A 15,488-nucleotide genomic window follows, 5' to 3' on the forward strand; every position below is an offset into this window, starting at 1 on the left:
CGGGTACCTGCACCCGGCTGTTAAATTTTGTATAGTAGCTTTTTACTTGTTATATTCATTTACTTATTTAACCAGCTATGTCTTTTACCATTTTTAATAAACTCTTTGCCAGCGGTCATATTAGTGCCGATGAACTGCAACATATACAGGCACCTTACCCCAAATCGGTACATTGGGAACTGCGTACTCTTTTGTATTTGGGTATTGTATTAACCACCACCGGCGCCGGTATTTTGGTATACGAAAATATTGACACCATTGGCCATACCGTTATTATTAGTGCAATTGCTTTGGCCTGTGCCGCCTGCTTTGCATATTGCTTTAAAACCAGTGCCGGATTTGTGCGTGGCAAAGCAACCACTACCCATGTTTTGCAGGATTATATTTTGCTATTGGGCTGTCTGTTATTGCTAAGCTTCATTGGCTATATACAATACCAGTATACTGTATTTGGCAGCCGGCTGGGGATGGCCAGTTTTATACCCATGGTACTATTGTTTGCCAGCGCATATTATTTTGATCACCTGGGGGTACTTAGTTTGGCCATTACCAATTTGGCGGCCTGGGCAGGTATTGTTGCCAGCCCCTTGAATATACTATCTGATAATGATTTTAATAATGTTTACCTGATTTATACCGCCATATTATTAGGGGTTATACTTATTGCTATGGCTGTACTGTCTACGAAAAAGCAGCTAAAAGCACACTTTGCATTTACCTATAAAAATTTTGGTGCGCATATATTATTTATTGCTTTGCTGGCGGCTATCATTCAAATTGAGCAGATATACCTGTTGTGGTTTTTGGTATTGCTGGGTGTGGTATTTTATTTTTTTACTACTGCCGTGGCCGAGCAATCTTTTTACTTTTTTGTAATTACCGTGTTATATGCCTATTTCGGTATAAGCTATGTTATCATGGATTTTTTAATTGCTGTAAGCGGGTATGCCATCGCCTATTTCATCATGATATATTTTATAGCATCGGGCATTGCATTGATTCGTTTGTTTATGTATTACAATAAAAAATTAAAGCAGCATGACAGCCTATAATACCACCGATCTATACAATAAAGCCATTGCTGATACGGTAGAAGAAGTAAGTGAACGCAATTGTATTAGCAAAGAAAGAGCTGCAGCCATCATTGAAGCACACCCCTGTACTTTATATACGCCCAATTTTATGATAAGAATTGGGTTAAGTATACTCACGCTTATTTGCACCTTGTTTTTTGGCGGCTTACTGGCAATGATGTTTGATGTAGAGGATAGTGCATCAGCAATTGTATTAATGTTTATGCTCTCCATTTTCTTGTATGTGGGGGTAGAAACATTTATAAAGAACAACCGATACTATAATGCGGGTGTTGATAATACCCTGATGTTACTTTCCTTAGTATTATTTGTAGTTGCGTTTGTAATAAATGATTATTCCAATAACTATATTCTTGCTGCACTGTTTGGGCTATTGGTAAGTGGCTGGTTCTGTATTCGTTTTACAGATGCTTTTATGGCGGTGCTGGCTTTTATTGCGTTGTTCTTACTGGTGTTTTTGCTATATATAAAATTGGGCACCATCGCCAAAGCTACTGCGCCCTTGCTTATGATGATTGTAGCAGCATTGTTGTATGCAGCCATGCAAGTTCTTGCCAAAAAAGACAGCCTGCTATTTTACCAATTTAGCATACAGTGTGTAAGCATTTGTGCCTGTATCAGCTTTTATGTCTGTGGTAATTATTTTGTAGTAAAGGAATTAAGCAATGCCATGTTCCACCTTCAACTGGGTGTAACAGATACCATTCCCATGGGTTGGTTATTCTGGTTGTTTACCATTATCATTCCTCCTGCTTATATGGTGTATGGTATTTATACAAAGCGTTTAGATTTTATTCGCACCGCACTGGTACTAATTGCCGTATCGGTGTTTACTGTGCGTTATTATTATCATGTGCTATCTCCCGAAATGGCTATGTTTATTGGTGGTGTAATTTTGATAGCTATTTGTTACTGGTTAATACGTTATCTGGCGCAGCCCCGGGCAGGGTTTACTTTTGAGCCGGCGGGCAAACAACAAAATATATTACGCAATGCCGAGGCATTAATTATTGCTCAAACTTTTAATGCCGGCACTCATCAGGAAGCCTCAGGCGTGCAGTTTGGCGGCGGCAGTAGTGGCGGAGGCGGGGCAGATGGTAGTTATTAAATGGTGCCATATTTTTTACCCGGCCTATCACTTGTTTCAGCTTAACTTGCGTCGCACACTTTTACGTTCTAATCAATGGGCAGCCATTACAATACAAATACAACCATGAAAACATTTGCCATATTTTTCGCCGCCCTCTTATTGTTTACAGCCTGTAATGTTGGTACAACAGATACAGCTGCACAAGCTGCAAATATGGATACATTGGCAACGGCCTATCCATGGGCTTTGCTACCTTTTAATAAAGCCGATAGCAGTAACCCCGTAATGCAACCCGGTACCAATGTATTTTACTGTCCCATTACCCAAAAAGAAATTGGCTGGGAAGCTAAGAATGTGTTTAACCCCGCCATCGTAGTAAGAAACGATACTGTTTTTATGTTGTATCGTGCACAGGATAGTGTGGGCAAGCCTGCGGGCACATCGCGTATAGGTTTTGCCTGGAGTGTGGATGGTATCCATTTTAACCGTATGGCCGCCCCGGTGTTATATCCGGATAATGATGTGTTTAAAACATACGAATGGCAGGGCGGCTGTGAAGATCCCCGCATAGTAGAAGACAGTACCGGCCTCTATTATCTTACCTATACCGCTTACGATGGTAATACTGCCAGATTAATGATTGCTACTTCCAAAGACCTGTTGCAGTGGCGCAAGTATGGCCCCGTTTTTGGCAGCGATAGTACCTATAAAAATATATGGTCCAAATCGGGTGCTATAGTATCAACCTATACCAATGGCAAAATAGTAGCTACCAAAATAAACGGACAATACTGGATGTATTGGGGCGATAAATACATATGGGCCGCCACTTCCACCGATCTTATTCATTGGCACCCGGTAACCACTAATCAAACAGAAAATGCCGGCTACGATTCTATCTATGCCGCTGCCAATATTAGTCGCCTTAAAATTGCCGTACCCACACGTAAAACTTTTTTTGATGCCGATTTAGTAGAAAGCGGCCCGCCGGCCCTGCTTACCGATAAGGGCATTGTTTTACTCTATAACAGCCGAAACATAAAAACCATTGGCGATACTACCTTGCCCGAAGGTACATATGCAGCTTCGCAGGTCTTATTCGATAAGCAAAACCCGCTAGCCATCATCAGCCGCATGAACACCTACTTTATAAAACCCCAGCAACCTTACGAGCTAACAGGCGAGGTAAATAATGTGTGTTTTATAGAAGGACTTGCGCAGTTTAAAAACAAGTGGTTTTTATATTATGGTACTGCCGATTCCAGGATAGCCGTTGCCATAAAAAATACACCTTAAACAGCTTTTAGCTAAAAAGCAATCGTTTGAGTTTTTTTGCATAACAGAAATATGTAGCTTACACAAAAATCATAGCATGTCATTTTTAATCCATATCAATACCGATGATATTTTTCCGGTAATCACCTTAACCAATAATACCAATACCTGCAGTGCCACCATATATGCAACCGGCGCCTTATTAAATGCATTTACTATTACAGGCCCAAAGGGTAGTACCAATATTGTAGATGCATTCAGCTCACCGCAGGATGCTTTGGATAATTTTACCAATGGGTTTAAAAGTGCCAAACTAAGTCCATTTGTATGCCGATTAAATAAAGGCGTATACCAATATGATGGCCAGCAATACACCATCGAAAAACATTATTTGGGCGACTCTGCCATACATGGTATTGTGTACGATGCCCCCTATAAAATTATTCACTCCGGTGCCGATGAAACCAAGGCTTTTGTGGTATTGCAATACCATTACCGGGGCACCGATAAGGGATATCCGTTTCAATATGTTATCACGGTTACTTATTTGCTCAGCAGGCAACATACACTTAGTATAACCACCAGTGTTTCCAATATTGGTAACCATGCCATTCCGCTGGCAGATGGCTGGCACCCTTACTTTAGTTTGGGCGCTACGGTTAATAACCTGCAACTGGGTTTTAACAGTAAAGAAATGGTGGTATTTAACGAGGCGTTAATTCCCACCGGAGCGGTGGAGCCATACCATGTATACAATACCCCAAAATTATTGGGCGACACATTTTTTGACAATTGTTTTGTATTAGCCAATACTACCGAAATAGCCTGCAGCCTTACCGATGAACAGGCCGGCATACAATTAAATATTATGCCCAATGCAGCCTATCCCTATTTACAAATTTATACGCCACCGCACCGTAACAGCATAGCCATAGAAAACCTAAGCAGTGTGCCCGATGCATTTAACAATGGTATAGGTTTAATACTAGCAGCGCCGGGCAGTACACACGAATTTACCACCAGCTACCAGGTGCTGGCCATATAAAAACAATACCATCTATTTTTTGTAGCCAGACAGGCGGATAATCAATAAAGCTTTACTTGCGTAACACTCTTGTGAGGCAATAACTTTATTGGGCTTTTACTGCAGCGTTGCCCAAAGCAAAGATTTTGCTAAACAGCTTTTATGTATTCGCTTTTATGGTAACTCAATCGGTTGTAAATAGTTTTCCTTTTGATAAAGTCAAAGAAATTTGACCTGCGTGATGAGCGTTATGAAAAAGAACATGAGAAAAAAGACGCATTCGGGAAACGGTTCCAAAAAATGGCGTATCAATTGTCAATAACCAATCTTCGTCTGTCGAATTTTCAATTACATTTTCCAGCATTTTATACCCCGAATCAATATATAACTTACTTGTTTCAATTGCATAGTCATTTCCTGTATCTTGTTGACCCATTGTAGTATTTTTAATGTCAGACGGAATACCAAGAAAGTAACCAAACAAATTCATTGTTTCACCTATATGTCTGTAAATAAATCCAACAGATGCAGCTTCCCCATTCAGTTTATATCTTTTATTCTCGTTAGTGATGCTGTCCAAAGCATATGAGTTAGTAATCTTATTTTGAACCAACATTTCCCGAAGTAATTCCTTTTGAGTATTCATGCAAATATTTTAGTGTTTAATAAAATGAGCACCACTCAAAAATACCCGAACTAAACAGCCAAGCCAAAAAAAGGCTGCGGTTTATCATCAATACTTGTCCGAAGCGTTATTTTCCAGTTCAATTATTGGCCCGGCAAAAGAATGGCTATTCAACTTTACTTGCGTCGCACTCTTGTGCGTTCGGAATTTTGTGGAGCTTTTATCAAAGCGTAGATTAGCGCGAATGTCGTTGGAAACAACTCCAACGATGAAGAGCGACATAAAAATGTACTTCAGATGATTACTTCAATCTTATACACCAATTGTTCAAAACCAGATGTTAATGGTTCTTTGCTTGTAATTTTTGTCCGCCCGCTTTAATTTGTGTAAAGTCTTCATATTTGGTAAAATACTCTAGTCCTACAACTAATAGCATCGAACAAATAATATATACTTTCTGCATGATCACTGTCAAACCCAAATAACCAAAACCATATAGGGTAAAGAAACTGTAATAAGTTAATAAGCAAATAATACAGCAGACTTTTAGTAAATGAAGTTTTGATTGTAGTAAAAATATGGTAATAGTAAATAAACCAAGCAATGTTAAAATGATGGATATTGTTCCCAGGTCATGCAAGGGTGTTGCGATTAAGAAAATAAATATAATGTTGGCAGCGCCAATATATTTTAAAATGCTTGCCCATTGTTTTGAAGGGATTTTTTTTGACATATTGATAAAAAAAATTCCATAACCAACCGAGTGGAATGCCATTCCAATAAGTGCCCAAATCCAGCCAGGGTTTGCTGAACCGTTTATCGCTTTTCTGGTAAATAAATTACTTAGGAAATTTTTTGACCATTGAAACCCAATAGAATTTTTGTCAATCAATGAGCCGCCTGGGTAGAAATAGGATGCTATTGTTATTAATATTACTGAAGTAACCAGACATATCAACACCAAATACTTCTTCATCATCTGTTTAATATTTTGGTCAAAGATTTTTATTGGAAAATTTGGCAAGGCCCTTTGTGATGACCATCAACCCAAAAATAGACTAACTTAACAGGCAAGCCAAAAAACTATTGCATTGACAATTGTGCTTGTAAAGTGCTGGTTTTATAAAATAGTATGTTTCTGTTTTTTTCATGCAAATATTTCCGAAAAGCAGGATGCCAATCATTGTTGGTCGGCGACCAACAATGGCGGAGGCACAGGCCATCGAAGGCAACTCCAAAGAAGGCGAACAGTTATTCTCTCATGCGATTGAGAAAGTCATCAAAAAATTTCCAGCCAAGTCTTTCTTCCAAAATATTTCTTTCTTCAATTGTTAACCTCATATAAGTTACATCCTGCCCAAACCATTCCTCTTCAGGTCCCAGGCAAATATGGAAACGCTCATTGATTACATTTGAAATTTCCTCCAAAATAGTGTCAATAAAAGCTTGGTCAACCCAATCGTCTAAGTAATGAGGTTGTGAAAACTTTTCGTCACCATTAAGCTTATACCTTAATTCTATTGGGCCTGCTTCGCTTTTCCATTCCTCAATAACATCGGTTAAGATGTTATCTCTTCCTGAAATCTCGCCCAATCTCTGTAAAAGCCAGGTATAAACCTGATTTTCCATGCAAACATCTGCTTCAAGGTCTAAATGCAATACTTTAAGCGTGTCTTGAGAAGCAAGTTCTTGATCACTTAAATTGCTTCCTGAGTCGTAGGGGTAGCCAATGTTATTTGTAAAGGCATCCTTTCTTTCTTCAAGTATTTTGCCCAGAATTTCATCATCTGTTAATGAACCAAACTGTTTAAAAAAACCAGCTTGTCTCAATATTTTTAATGTATCTATCATAGATGTATTTAATGCAAATTTGAATTGCCCATCACAGGTTAGATTTTGGTGAAAAACTGATATTCGCATTTCTTTCAACCAGTTTTTTTTAGCCTGATGATATGCATACCTCATTTGTCAAAATTATTACTGCCTATAACGAAGTCATACGTATAACCTTTATACCATCGGGTAACAACAAGTTTTACATAGCTTGAATCTTTTCCCCAATCTGCTCGCCAGCGTTCATTAAAATCTGTTTTTGCTGCTGTTATCCAATCTCCTGAAGTGTCAACAACAAAACCGTCGTTTATAAGAGCATCTTTGAACCTTTCTTTTGAATAGATTCTGCTTGCTTCGTTTGTCTTGTTATTTCGCAAAAGTAAAGTCCATGCTGAGTCAAGGGCTTTCAGACAATAATCTTGTACTTCATAGTTATAAGGTTTAGAACACCCTGAAAATCCATACTTATCTATACTGTCCTGAACTACAGTTGTTAACAATGAAGTATTATATAATTGCTTGTTTTGATAACTGTCTATAGGTTGATAGGTACAACTGGAAAGCATCAAAACAAGGATGATTATAGTCAAAGATTTTGTCATAATTATTTCGCCTAATGGAAAAGTATTGAAGCGATTGCAGAATACTCTTCAGTCGTCTATAGCTTTCCGTCGCTCAACTAAGTTACAAAAGATCATGATATATTCTACTGCCGATTAGAATTTCATCAGCCGGAACTGATGCTGAGATATTTACTGCAGTTGAAGAACATTATTCCCCAGCTCCAATCGCTGCAACGCACTGTTTTGCGCAACACTTCAACTGGGTATTACACTTTTCCATTTATCTGATTCTGCAAATTTCTTTATTGTGGTATTTCGCCTCTCAAGTAATTGCTGAAGATGTTTTGATAGAATTGATTTACTAACGATTTTGCCAATGAATCCAAATGGGGCTTCAAAATCGAAAATATCTGTCATTATTGTTTTGCCATTTTGGCTTTCAAAATAGTGATCATGAATTATATATTTGAAAGCTCCTTTTATTTGTTCATCTCTAAAGTGTTGGGGGCGCTGATAGGCAGTTATTTGTGAAGATAGTTTTTGAGTAATGCCGAAATGTGTAGCCTCCCAGGTGACAAATTCATTGAGATTAATTAGCCCGGTAACTCTTCCGGCAATTGCTTTTTCGTTGGTTTGTGCAGTCGAAATTTTATGAAGGTCAATGCTTCTGGATAAATCAAAGCATATTTCAATTTCAGCATTAATAATTGTTTCTAACCTGAGTATCGGCATCTTAGATGTTGTTAATTCCCAATAGGAGCGTGCTGAATCCCGGCTGCGCACCACTCAAAAAAAGTCTGGCGTTGATAATTAATGGCTGGCTACTGCGTTTTTAAAATATAGTGTATTTATTGTATCTCATGCAATTTCCGCCGCAAAACCCTATGTTCATCTTTGTTGTTCAGCGACCAACAATGGCGAAGCATTTGCATGATACCCATCTTGGTAGCAGTGGTGATACTTGTGCCTTAAGTATTTAATTACGGTTGTCGTAAAATCTTCTCCATCTTCCTGCCTTTCGCCAATTCGTCTACCAGTTTATCCAAATATCTTGCTTGTTTTGTTAAAGGCGTTTGGATTTCTTCTATCCGATAGCCACAAATTACTCCTGTAATCAGGTGAGCATTAGGGTTCAATTTTGCGCTCTTAAAGAATGTTTCAAAATTCGCTTTTTCATCAATCAGCTCCTGAATTTTTTTATCATCAAATCCGGTCAGCCACTTTATCACCTGGTGCAATTCTTGTTTAGTCCTGCCCTTGCTCTCAACTTTTCTAACATAATGCGGATATACCGATGAAAAAGTCATTTTTGCAAATTTTTCATCATGTTCAGGTGTTGTTGTCATAACTGATGATTTAAGTAAAAGTCAATCCCCTTTATTGTTTTATAAAACCGGTCATGCGGCCGTCTAGCCCTTGCTTTCCTCACTTTCATTTTAAACGGGCGTTAACATTGCTGCCAACTCAAAAATAAACGAACTAAATAGTTGTACAAAAAATAGTCTGCGGTTGATAATCAATGCTTGTACGAAGCGTTATTTTGCTGTCCAATTATTGGCCCGGCATAAGAATGGCTATTCAACTTTACTTGCGTCGCACTCTTGTGCAGCAGGAATCTTGTGGAGCATTTATCAAAGTGTAGATGCGTGCGAAGGTTGTTGGAGACAACTCCAATGAAGGTGAAAGGTACAGTGTACCAACCAGTTCGAGCACCCAAACAACCAGCAACCCTAACACATACGCCCCACCCGCCCTGCAACAACACTCGCCACCCTGCAACAATAATATGATGACCTACAAAAGGAAAGTAGTTTGTAAGTACAATTTTATGTTGATTTTAAGTCAACCTTTTGCATGATGAGTCAATCAAGATAGAGGAAATATTCGGAAAGGTCAATAATGCTAAACCTAATGGTACAGGCTGTTAAATCTTGTCCTTTTAAATATGTATTTATCCAAGTCAGTTTTTATTATTTTCCTATTCTTATAAACACCTATTATTACTAAAAGGTACAACGTAAACCAAAGTAATAATTTACTTTCTAAACTTGAAGCAGCTATTTTGTTTGCATTTTCTATGTCAATATAATTTTTCCCTCCAATTAAGAGTTGATAAACTTCAATAGTAGAATTATTATCGTCTTTATATTTCTCTAAATTGTCTTTAAGTGTGTATACAACAAATTCTAAGTTGTGATACAATAAGGTGTCTGTCAATTCAGTTAAATCAGTTATCGAACTGAAGCGTTCGGCAGAAATACTAAATTTATGTTTATTAGTAGATTCAAATGCAAAGCCAGACTTGCTAGGTTTTCGTGATGAATACATGTAAGCTCTGTCTTTTAGATGAAACGACCCCAGTTTAATAAGGTCAGTCTTACTGATAATATAATTTTTTGAGAAATAGCAATAGATATCAATTGTTGAAAAGACGATTGTAACGATAAAAATAATAGATATACAAATTATACCTATTCTACTTGTTCGTCTATATACAGGATTTTTATCTGGCATTATAAATGGTCAAAGTAATAGCATGTAACTCAAAAATAAACCAACTATGCAGCCATGCCAAATAAAGTATGGCATTGATAATTATTAATTATACAGTGCGGGTTAAAAAAATGGTGTGTCTTTTTTTCAGGCATTTACTTCCGAAAATCCGGTTGATAATCTTAGTTGGGCGGCGACCAAATAAGGAAAAGTTTTGGAGTTGAACAAGATCGAATTTTAAACTTTAGTTCAATTTTAGTAAGTTATATCATTTCTAAAAATCAACAGAGATTTTCATAGTATAATTTTAGTTCTTCACTTTCACTCCAACCATTACATCCATGCATGGATTTTATTAAATAGACTTTAGCCTCATCAAGAGATTTAGCTACCCCTTTTATATATGCGTTTTCCCAAGGACTTTTCTCTTCTGGAATTAAATATTCAAAATAGAATTCGGTAGAGCTACCATTCGCAATTATAACATACCAATTAGACCTATAGTCGTCTTCGTTCATAAGTACCAGTCTTTCGATTGAGGTCAATGCCCAAATGACGGTATCTGGGAACATACTATTGATAAGTCTTGTTAAGTCTATTAACCGAATATATCTTTCTTTAAAATAATATTCTTCGCAATTATTTAATTTATACGTATATAATTCTTCAATTGAATTATGTCTTGAAGAATGCTTTGAATTAATTTTTAAAGGCATCGATTAATAATTTAGTTGTTTGTAAATAGCGACTAACTCAAAAATAAACGAACTAAATAGTTGTACAAAAAAGAATACGTTTAAAGCAAACCAACCAGTTCGAGCCCCCAAACAACCAGCAACCCTAACACATACGCGCCACCCGCCATAAAAAGCCCTGCAACAACAACTCACCGCCCTGTAATAACAATACGATGACCTTAATAAAGAAAGGGATTTGTTGAAGGAGATTGTGATGAAGTGAGGGGGGAAGGGGAATAAACTGCTCGTTAATGTCTGGTTTTAGTTTGATTTTTAGTCAACCTATTTCAGGACTAGACACAGAAATGCCGTTAGAGTTATTGTCAACCAAGGCTGAAAGTGGCGGATAAAATGTAACGTCACTACTTTCCAGGTCCAAATAAGTGATTTGAGGATTTTGGAAAACACTGTCAGGTATTTCTTTTAAATGCTGACCGCTTAAATCAACTTTTACTTGTCGTTGGGTCATGTGCCCATGTGAGCAACAGTTTAAAGTCAAAACAAATAATATGCATGTTAGTAGTCTCATTAGTATTGCAGGCAACGGAAAAGTGTTTATGAAGTTGTGGCAATTGAAAAACTCCGGATCAATTAACCACAAAGGCAAAATAGCGATTGAAAGTTGAATGCTTGACGTCCTGCCACAATTTTATAAACACACTGTTAGCCGTAGTTTTGGTCACCTGATTGAGTATACAAACTCTTCAGTTGGAATGAGCAAGTCTGTTTTCATGTCGCGAATTGTAATTACAAACTTTATTTTGTATCCTTTCTCAAACTTTATTTCATTGTCATTGTGAAATGGGTCATTCAAACTGATTTCTGTCCCACTACACATCTTAAGGTGTCCAATTAAGTTCCCGTTATTGTCTAAAATTTCTGGCTCAAAAAAGCGACCTATTTTATATCTTTTGCTGATTGGTTTTGATGTTAAGCTGTCACTCAAAGTGAAAGATATAATCGTGTCTTCTGTATAGTGATCTGATTTTAGTTTGACTATTACTGTAGGAGGTGTAATTGCTTTAAACGTGTTTTTCGTTTGAATTGTGTCATACTTCTTGCCATTCCCAACCTCTTGAATGCTATAAACGTTAACATTTCCTGTCCTTTTAGGTGTTATAGCATAATTAGTTAGATAATAATCTCCGGTGTCGATAGTGCCATTGTCGGTCCAAACCTTTAGTATTCTAAAATCACCAATGTAGTTTGATGTAATAGGGTTGATTTTTCCTTGCCATAAGTTCTTTGTCTGCCAGTTAAAAGGAGAACCATCGTCCTTAGGCACTACTATGTCCACAGATTTCTGTCCTACTGATAGGATGCAAAATAATAAACAAATTGGGAGCATCAAGTGCTTCATAAAATTACTGCTAACTCAAGGATTTATGCTATTAGCTATTATACTTTATATTGAAAAATTGTTAATAATCAACAAACTAGTATTATACATTTTGTATTGTTAATAGCATCAATCCATTTTAATTAAAAATATTTACTTAGCGTAAATTACTACTTTATTTTAAAGTACTTATTAATAGCTATTTTTTGGTATCGTTGTGTTCTCTGTACATCACTTCAATCCTCCCTCCAATAAAAGCCCCCCAAACCATCCAACCGTACAAGAGTGCGACGCAAGCTGTGCTGCACATGGCGCTTTTGCCGGGCTCCAACTGTTTCCATATTATTATTTCAATATCTTGTGTGTTGAAATATTCAAGTTTATGAAAAAGGTTTTTTTGCTGCTGGTTATTATATTGGCGGGTAGGGTGGTTAGGGCGCAACAGTTTTATGCCCAAACACCACAGGCCATGCATTGGGTAGATAGCGTGTATAAATCGCTTACCAAAGCACAACGGGTGGCGCAATTGATTGTTATGCGGGAAAGTGAACGTACCCCCAACGGCCCTAAATACTACGACTCAGCCGTGGTGGCCAATATTATTAAGTACAATATTGGCGCCTTGTGCCAGTTCCAGGGCAACCCCGTACAGCAGGCCCTGTTTACCAACCGGTTTCAGCAATTGGCCAAAACCCCTATTATGATGTGTATTGATGGCGAAACCGGTATAGGTATGCGCATGATAGATAGTGTAATGAAATTCCCTGATCAGCTTACCCTGGGTGCCGTACAGGATACCGCACTGATTTACCGTATTGGCCGTGCCATGGGTGCCCAATGCAAGCGGGAAGGCATACAGGTAGATTATGCACCCGTGGTGGATATTAATAATAACCCCAATAACCCGGTAATTGGTTTCCGCTCTTTTGGAGAAGATAAATACAAAGTGGCTTTGTTTGCCACCATGATTATGCGTGGCCTGCAGGATGAAGGCGTATTGGCCTGTGCCAAACATTTTCCCGGTCATGGTGATGTGTCGGTAGATTCTCATGTGGATTTACCGGTGATTAATAAAACCATGGCGCAATTAGATTCGATGGAACTATACCCTTTTAAACAACTGTTTGCCGCCGGTGTGGGTAGTGTTATGGTGGCGCATTTAAGTATTCCGGCCATTGATACCACCACCCATTTGCCTACCAGCTTATCAAAAAATAATGTGAATGATTTATTGCGCCATCAGCTGGGCTATACCGGTATTTCTTTTACCGATGCCCTGGAAATGAAAGGCGTTGCCAAATATTACCCCGATAGTGAAGGTGCCCTGCAAAGTCTGATGGCCGGTAACGATATGCTTTGTCTGCCCGGCGATATTGATGGCAGCATTGCCAAAATTTTACTGGCCATAAAAAAACACCAACTGGATAAAAACGATATTGCCGCCCGTATAAAAAAAGTGTTACTGGTAAAATACCATTTGGGCTTGCATACCGTGCAACCCATCAGCACCGATAATATTGCTGCCGATTTAAATGCCGCCGTGCCAGCACTAAGGGCCGAAGTAGCACAAAATGCGCTTACCTTATTACAAATGAAACAACCCGGTTTGGTGCCTGTGCAAACCAATAAGCGCCTGGCCTATGTGGGTATTGGCTTAACCGAAGGCAATACCATTAGCAATGCCCTGCGTAACCAGTTAAATGCAGATGTGTATTATTTTGATTATAAGGCAGACAGTGCCAAAGCTTTATTGCTTTTGCAGAGTTTACAGGGCAAGTATGGTACGGTAATTATTGGCTTACATAAATTGTCAAAATACCCGGCCAATAATTTTGGACTTAGTAAAACGGCTATTCAGTTGGTGAAAGATCTTCAACAGGTGGCACCTGCTATTACAATGGTTTTTGGTAATCCATATGCGGTTAAGAATGTATGCGCTATGCCCAATTTAATTGCTTGTTATGAGGATGATGCCATTTTTCAGCATGCCGCTTTTGATTGGCTAATGGGCAGGTTTAATGCCAATGGTAAATTACCGGTGAGTGTGTGTGAGGCATTTCCTTTTGGCTATAGTGTTACACAGCAATCGGTAGCATTGCCATTTGCCTCGCCTGAATCGGTTGGTATGAGCACGGCTGCACTTGCCGGCATTGATTCTGTGGCCAACGATGCCATTGCCAAACATGCCACGCCGGGTTGTGTGGTATTGGTGGCCAGAAAGGGAAAGGTAGTATTTAATAAAGCCTATGGTTTTATGAGTTACGACAGCACACAAGCCGTTACCACCGGCACTTTGTACGATTTGGCCTCTGTTACCAAAATATCTGCCACAACAGTTAGCGTAATGAAACTGTACGAACAAGGCAAACTGGATATTACCAAAACCCTGGGCGATTATTTGCCCTGGGTGCGTGGCACGGATAAAGCAGGCTTAACACTGGAAAATGTGTTATTGCACCAGGCAGGTTTAAACCCTTTTATTCCTTTTTATACCGAAACCATTGATACGGCTACCGGCAAACCCAAAAAAGGTATCTATGCGTCAGTGGCGGATAGTGTTTATATTATTCCTGTGGCAAAAGATATGTACCTGCGTAAAGACTGGACAGATACCATGTACCAGCGTATTTTAAAAAGCAAACTGGGTACCTCCGATAAATATGTATACAGCGATAATGATTTTATTTTTCTGGGTAAAATTGTAGAGCAAATAACCGGCAAAACCTTAGACGCCTACACGCATGAAACTTTTTATGCGCCGCTGCAAATGGCTACTACTATGTTTAATCCCTCAAAAACTATCGCACTTAAAAATATAGCGCCCACGGAGACGGAGAAAATTTTCCGCAACCAGTCTTTACGTGGTTATGTGCACGACCCCGGTGCTGCTATGTTTGGTGGTGTGGCCGGCCATGCCGGTTTGTTTAGCAGCGCTTATGATCTGGCTAAATTATACCAGCTACTTTTAAATGGCGGGGAGTTAAACGGACTGCAATTGCTGGATAAAAATACGATTAGTTTTTTTACGGCCTATCATAGTAATATAAGTCGCCGCGGCTTGGGTTTTGACAAGCCGGAGAAAGATAATGCCATGCGAAAAGAAGCTTATCCCAGTATCAGTACATCGCCTGCCACCTTTGGCCACACAGGTTTTACGGGCACTTGTGTATGGGCAGATCCTGCCAAAGATTTAATCTATATTTTTCTTTCCAACAGGGTAAATCCGCAGGGGGGTGCCAATGGTAAACTGGGCGAATTAAATGTGCGGCCAAAAATTCAGGAAATTATTTACCATGCTATTTTGCCGGAATAATAGTTGTGTCCTGGCTATCTACAAGCAGCAGCTTTACTTGTGTCACTCACTTGTACTTCCTTATCATTACGCAGCAAAATAATACCAGCAATAATGTAGTTA

At 38.6% G+C, this 15,488-nt stretch carries 14 protein-coding genes; 5 read left to right on the forward strand and 9 right to left on the reverse strand.

Features of this window, described 5'->3' with window-relative positions; genetic code table 11:
- The first annotated feature begins 77 nt into the window (after positions 1-77).
- The 4 genes from GD597_RS21230 (at position 78) to GD597_RS21245 (ending at position 4,504) form a co-directional block, all read left to right on the forward strand.
- Entirely contained in the window at positions 78-1,052 is a 975-nt protein-coding gene (locus GD597_RS21230; protein ID WP_171609935.1) for a DUF2157 domain-containing protein, read from the forward strand.
- Positions 1,039-2,202, forward strand: coding sequence for a hypothetical protein (locus GD597_RS21235; RefSeq protein WP_171609936.1), 1,164 nt, complete (start codon positions 1,039-1,041; stop codon positions 2,200-2,202). The genes GD597_RS21230 and GD597_RS21235 overlap by 14 nt, the downstream gene beginning before the upstream one ends.
- A 105-nt stretch (positions 2,203-2,307) precedes the next feature.
- The gene (locus tag GD597_RS21240) at positions 2,308-3,480 is read left to right on the forward strand and encodes a glycoside hydrolase family 130 protein (RefSeq protein ID WP_171609937.1); all 1,173 of its coding nucleotides are present in this window, start codon (positions 2,308-2,310) and stop codon (positions 3,478-3,480) included.
- A 76-nt stretch (positions 3,481-3,556) separates the two neighbouring features.
- The gene (locus tag GD597_RS21245) at positions 3,557-4,504 is read left to right on the forward strand and encodes an aldose 1-epimerase (RefSeq protein WP_171609938.1); all 948 of its coding nucleotides are present in this window, start codon (positions 3,557-3,559) and stop codon (positions 4,502-4,504) included.
- 163 nt (positions 4,505-4,667) lie between these two features.
- On the opposite strand, the gene GD597_RS21250 is transcribed toward GD597_RS21245, so the two are convergent.
- The 9 genes from GD597_RS21250 to GD597_RS21290 form a co-directional block, all read right to left on the reverse strand.
- Entirely contained in the window at positions 4,668-5,129 is a 462-nt protein-coding gene (locus GD597_RS21250; protein ID WP_171609939.1) for a DinB family protein, read from the reverse strand.
- A gap of 319 nt (positions 5,130-5,448) precedes the next feature.
- A complete protein-coding gene (locus GD597_RS21255; RefSeq protein ID WP_216368649.1) occupies positions 5,449-6,087 on the reverse strand; it encodes a hypothetical protein in 639 nt (212 codons plus the stop codon).
- Between the two features lie 272 nt (positions 6,088-6,359).
- Entirely contained in the window at positions 6,360-7,073 is a 714-nt protein-coding gene (locus GD597_RS21260) for a hypothetical protein (protein WP_171609940.1), read from the reverse strand.
- Positions 7,070-7,543, reverse strand: a complete 474-nt coding sequence (locus tag GD597_RS21265; protein ID WP_171609941.1) for a hypothetical protein — start codon at positions 7,541-7,543, stop codon at positions 7,070-7,072. Before GD597_RS21265 ends, GD597_RS21260 begins: the two co-directional genes overlap by 4 nt.
- Before the next feature lie 216 nt (positions 7,544-7,759).
- Complete coding sequence (locus GD597_RS21270) at positions 7,760-8,236, reverse strand: SRPBCC family protein (RefSeq protein WP_171609942.1); 477 nt, start codon at positions 8,234-8,236, stop codon at positions 7,760-7,762.
- A 248-nt stretch (positions 8,237-8,484) separates the two neighbouring features.
- Positions 8,485-8,850 (reverse strand): DUF2200 domain-containing protein, encoded by a 366-nt coding sequence (locus GD597_RS21275; protein WP_171609943.1) that lies wholly within the window; start codon positions 8,848-8,850, stop codon positions 8,485-8,487.
- A gap of 562 nt (positions 8,851-9,412) precedes the next feature.
- Positions 9,413-9,832 carry a hypothetical protein gene (locus GD597_RS21280; RefSeq protein ID WP_171609944.1) on the reverse strand — a complete coding sequence of 140 codons (420 nt, stop codon included), beginning with the start codon at positions 9,830-9,832 and terminating at the stop codon, positions 9,413-9,415.
- 446 nt (positions 9,833-10,278) lie between these two features.
- Positions 10,279-10,713: a hypothetical protein gene (locus GD597_RS21285; RefSeq protein WP_171609945.1), complete on the reverse strand. Its 435-nt coding sequence runs from the start codon at positions 10,711-10,713 to the stop codon at positions 10,279-10,281.
- A gap of 700 nt (positions 10,714-11,413) precedes the next feature.
- Entirely contained in the window at positions 11,414-12,019 is a 606-nt protein-coding gene (locus tag GD597_RS21290) for a hypothetical protein (RefSeq protein ID WP_171609946.1), read from the reverse strand.
- A gap of 436 nt (positions 12,020-12,455) precedes the next feature.
- Here GD597_RS21290 and GD597_RS21295 point away from each other — a divergent pair, with 436 nt between their 5' ends.
- Positions 12,456-15,386: a glycoside hydrolase family 3 N-terminal domain-containing protein gene (locus GD597_RS21295; protein WP_171609947.1), complete on the forward strand. Its 2,931-nt coding sequence runs from the start codon at positions 12,456-12,458 to the stop codon at positions 15,384-15,386.
- Positions 15,387-15,488: the final 102 nt, after the last annotated feature.

Origin of the sequence: Limnovirga soli, from assembly GCF_013106755.1 — a bacterium.
In the GTDB taxonomy this organism is placed as follows: domain Bacteria; phylum Bacteroidota; class Bacteroidia; order Chitinophagales; family Chitinophagaceae; genus Limnovirga; species Limnovirga soli.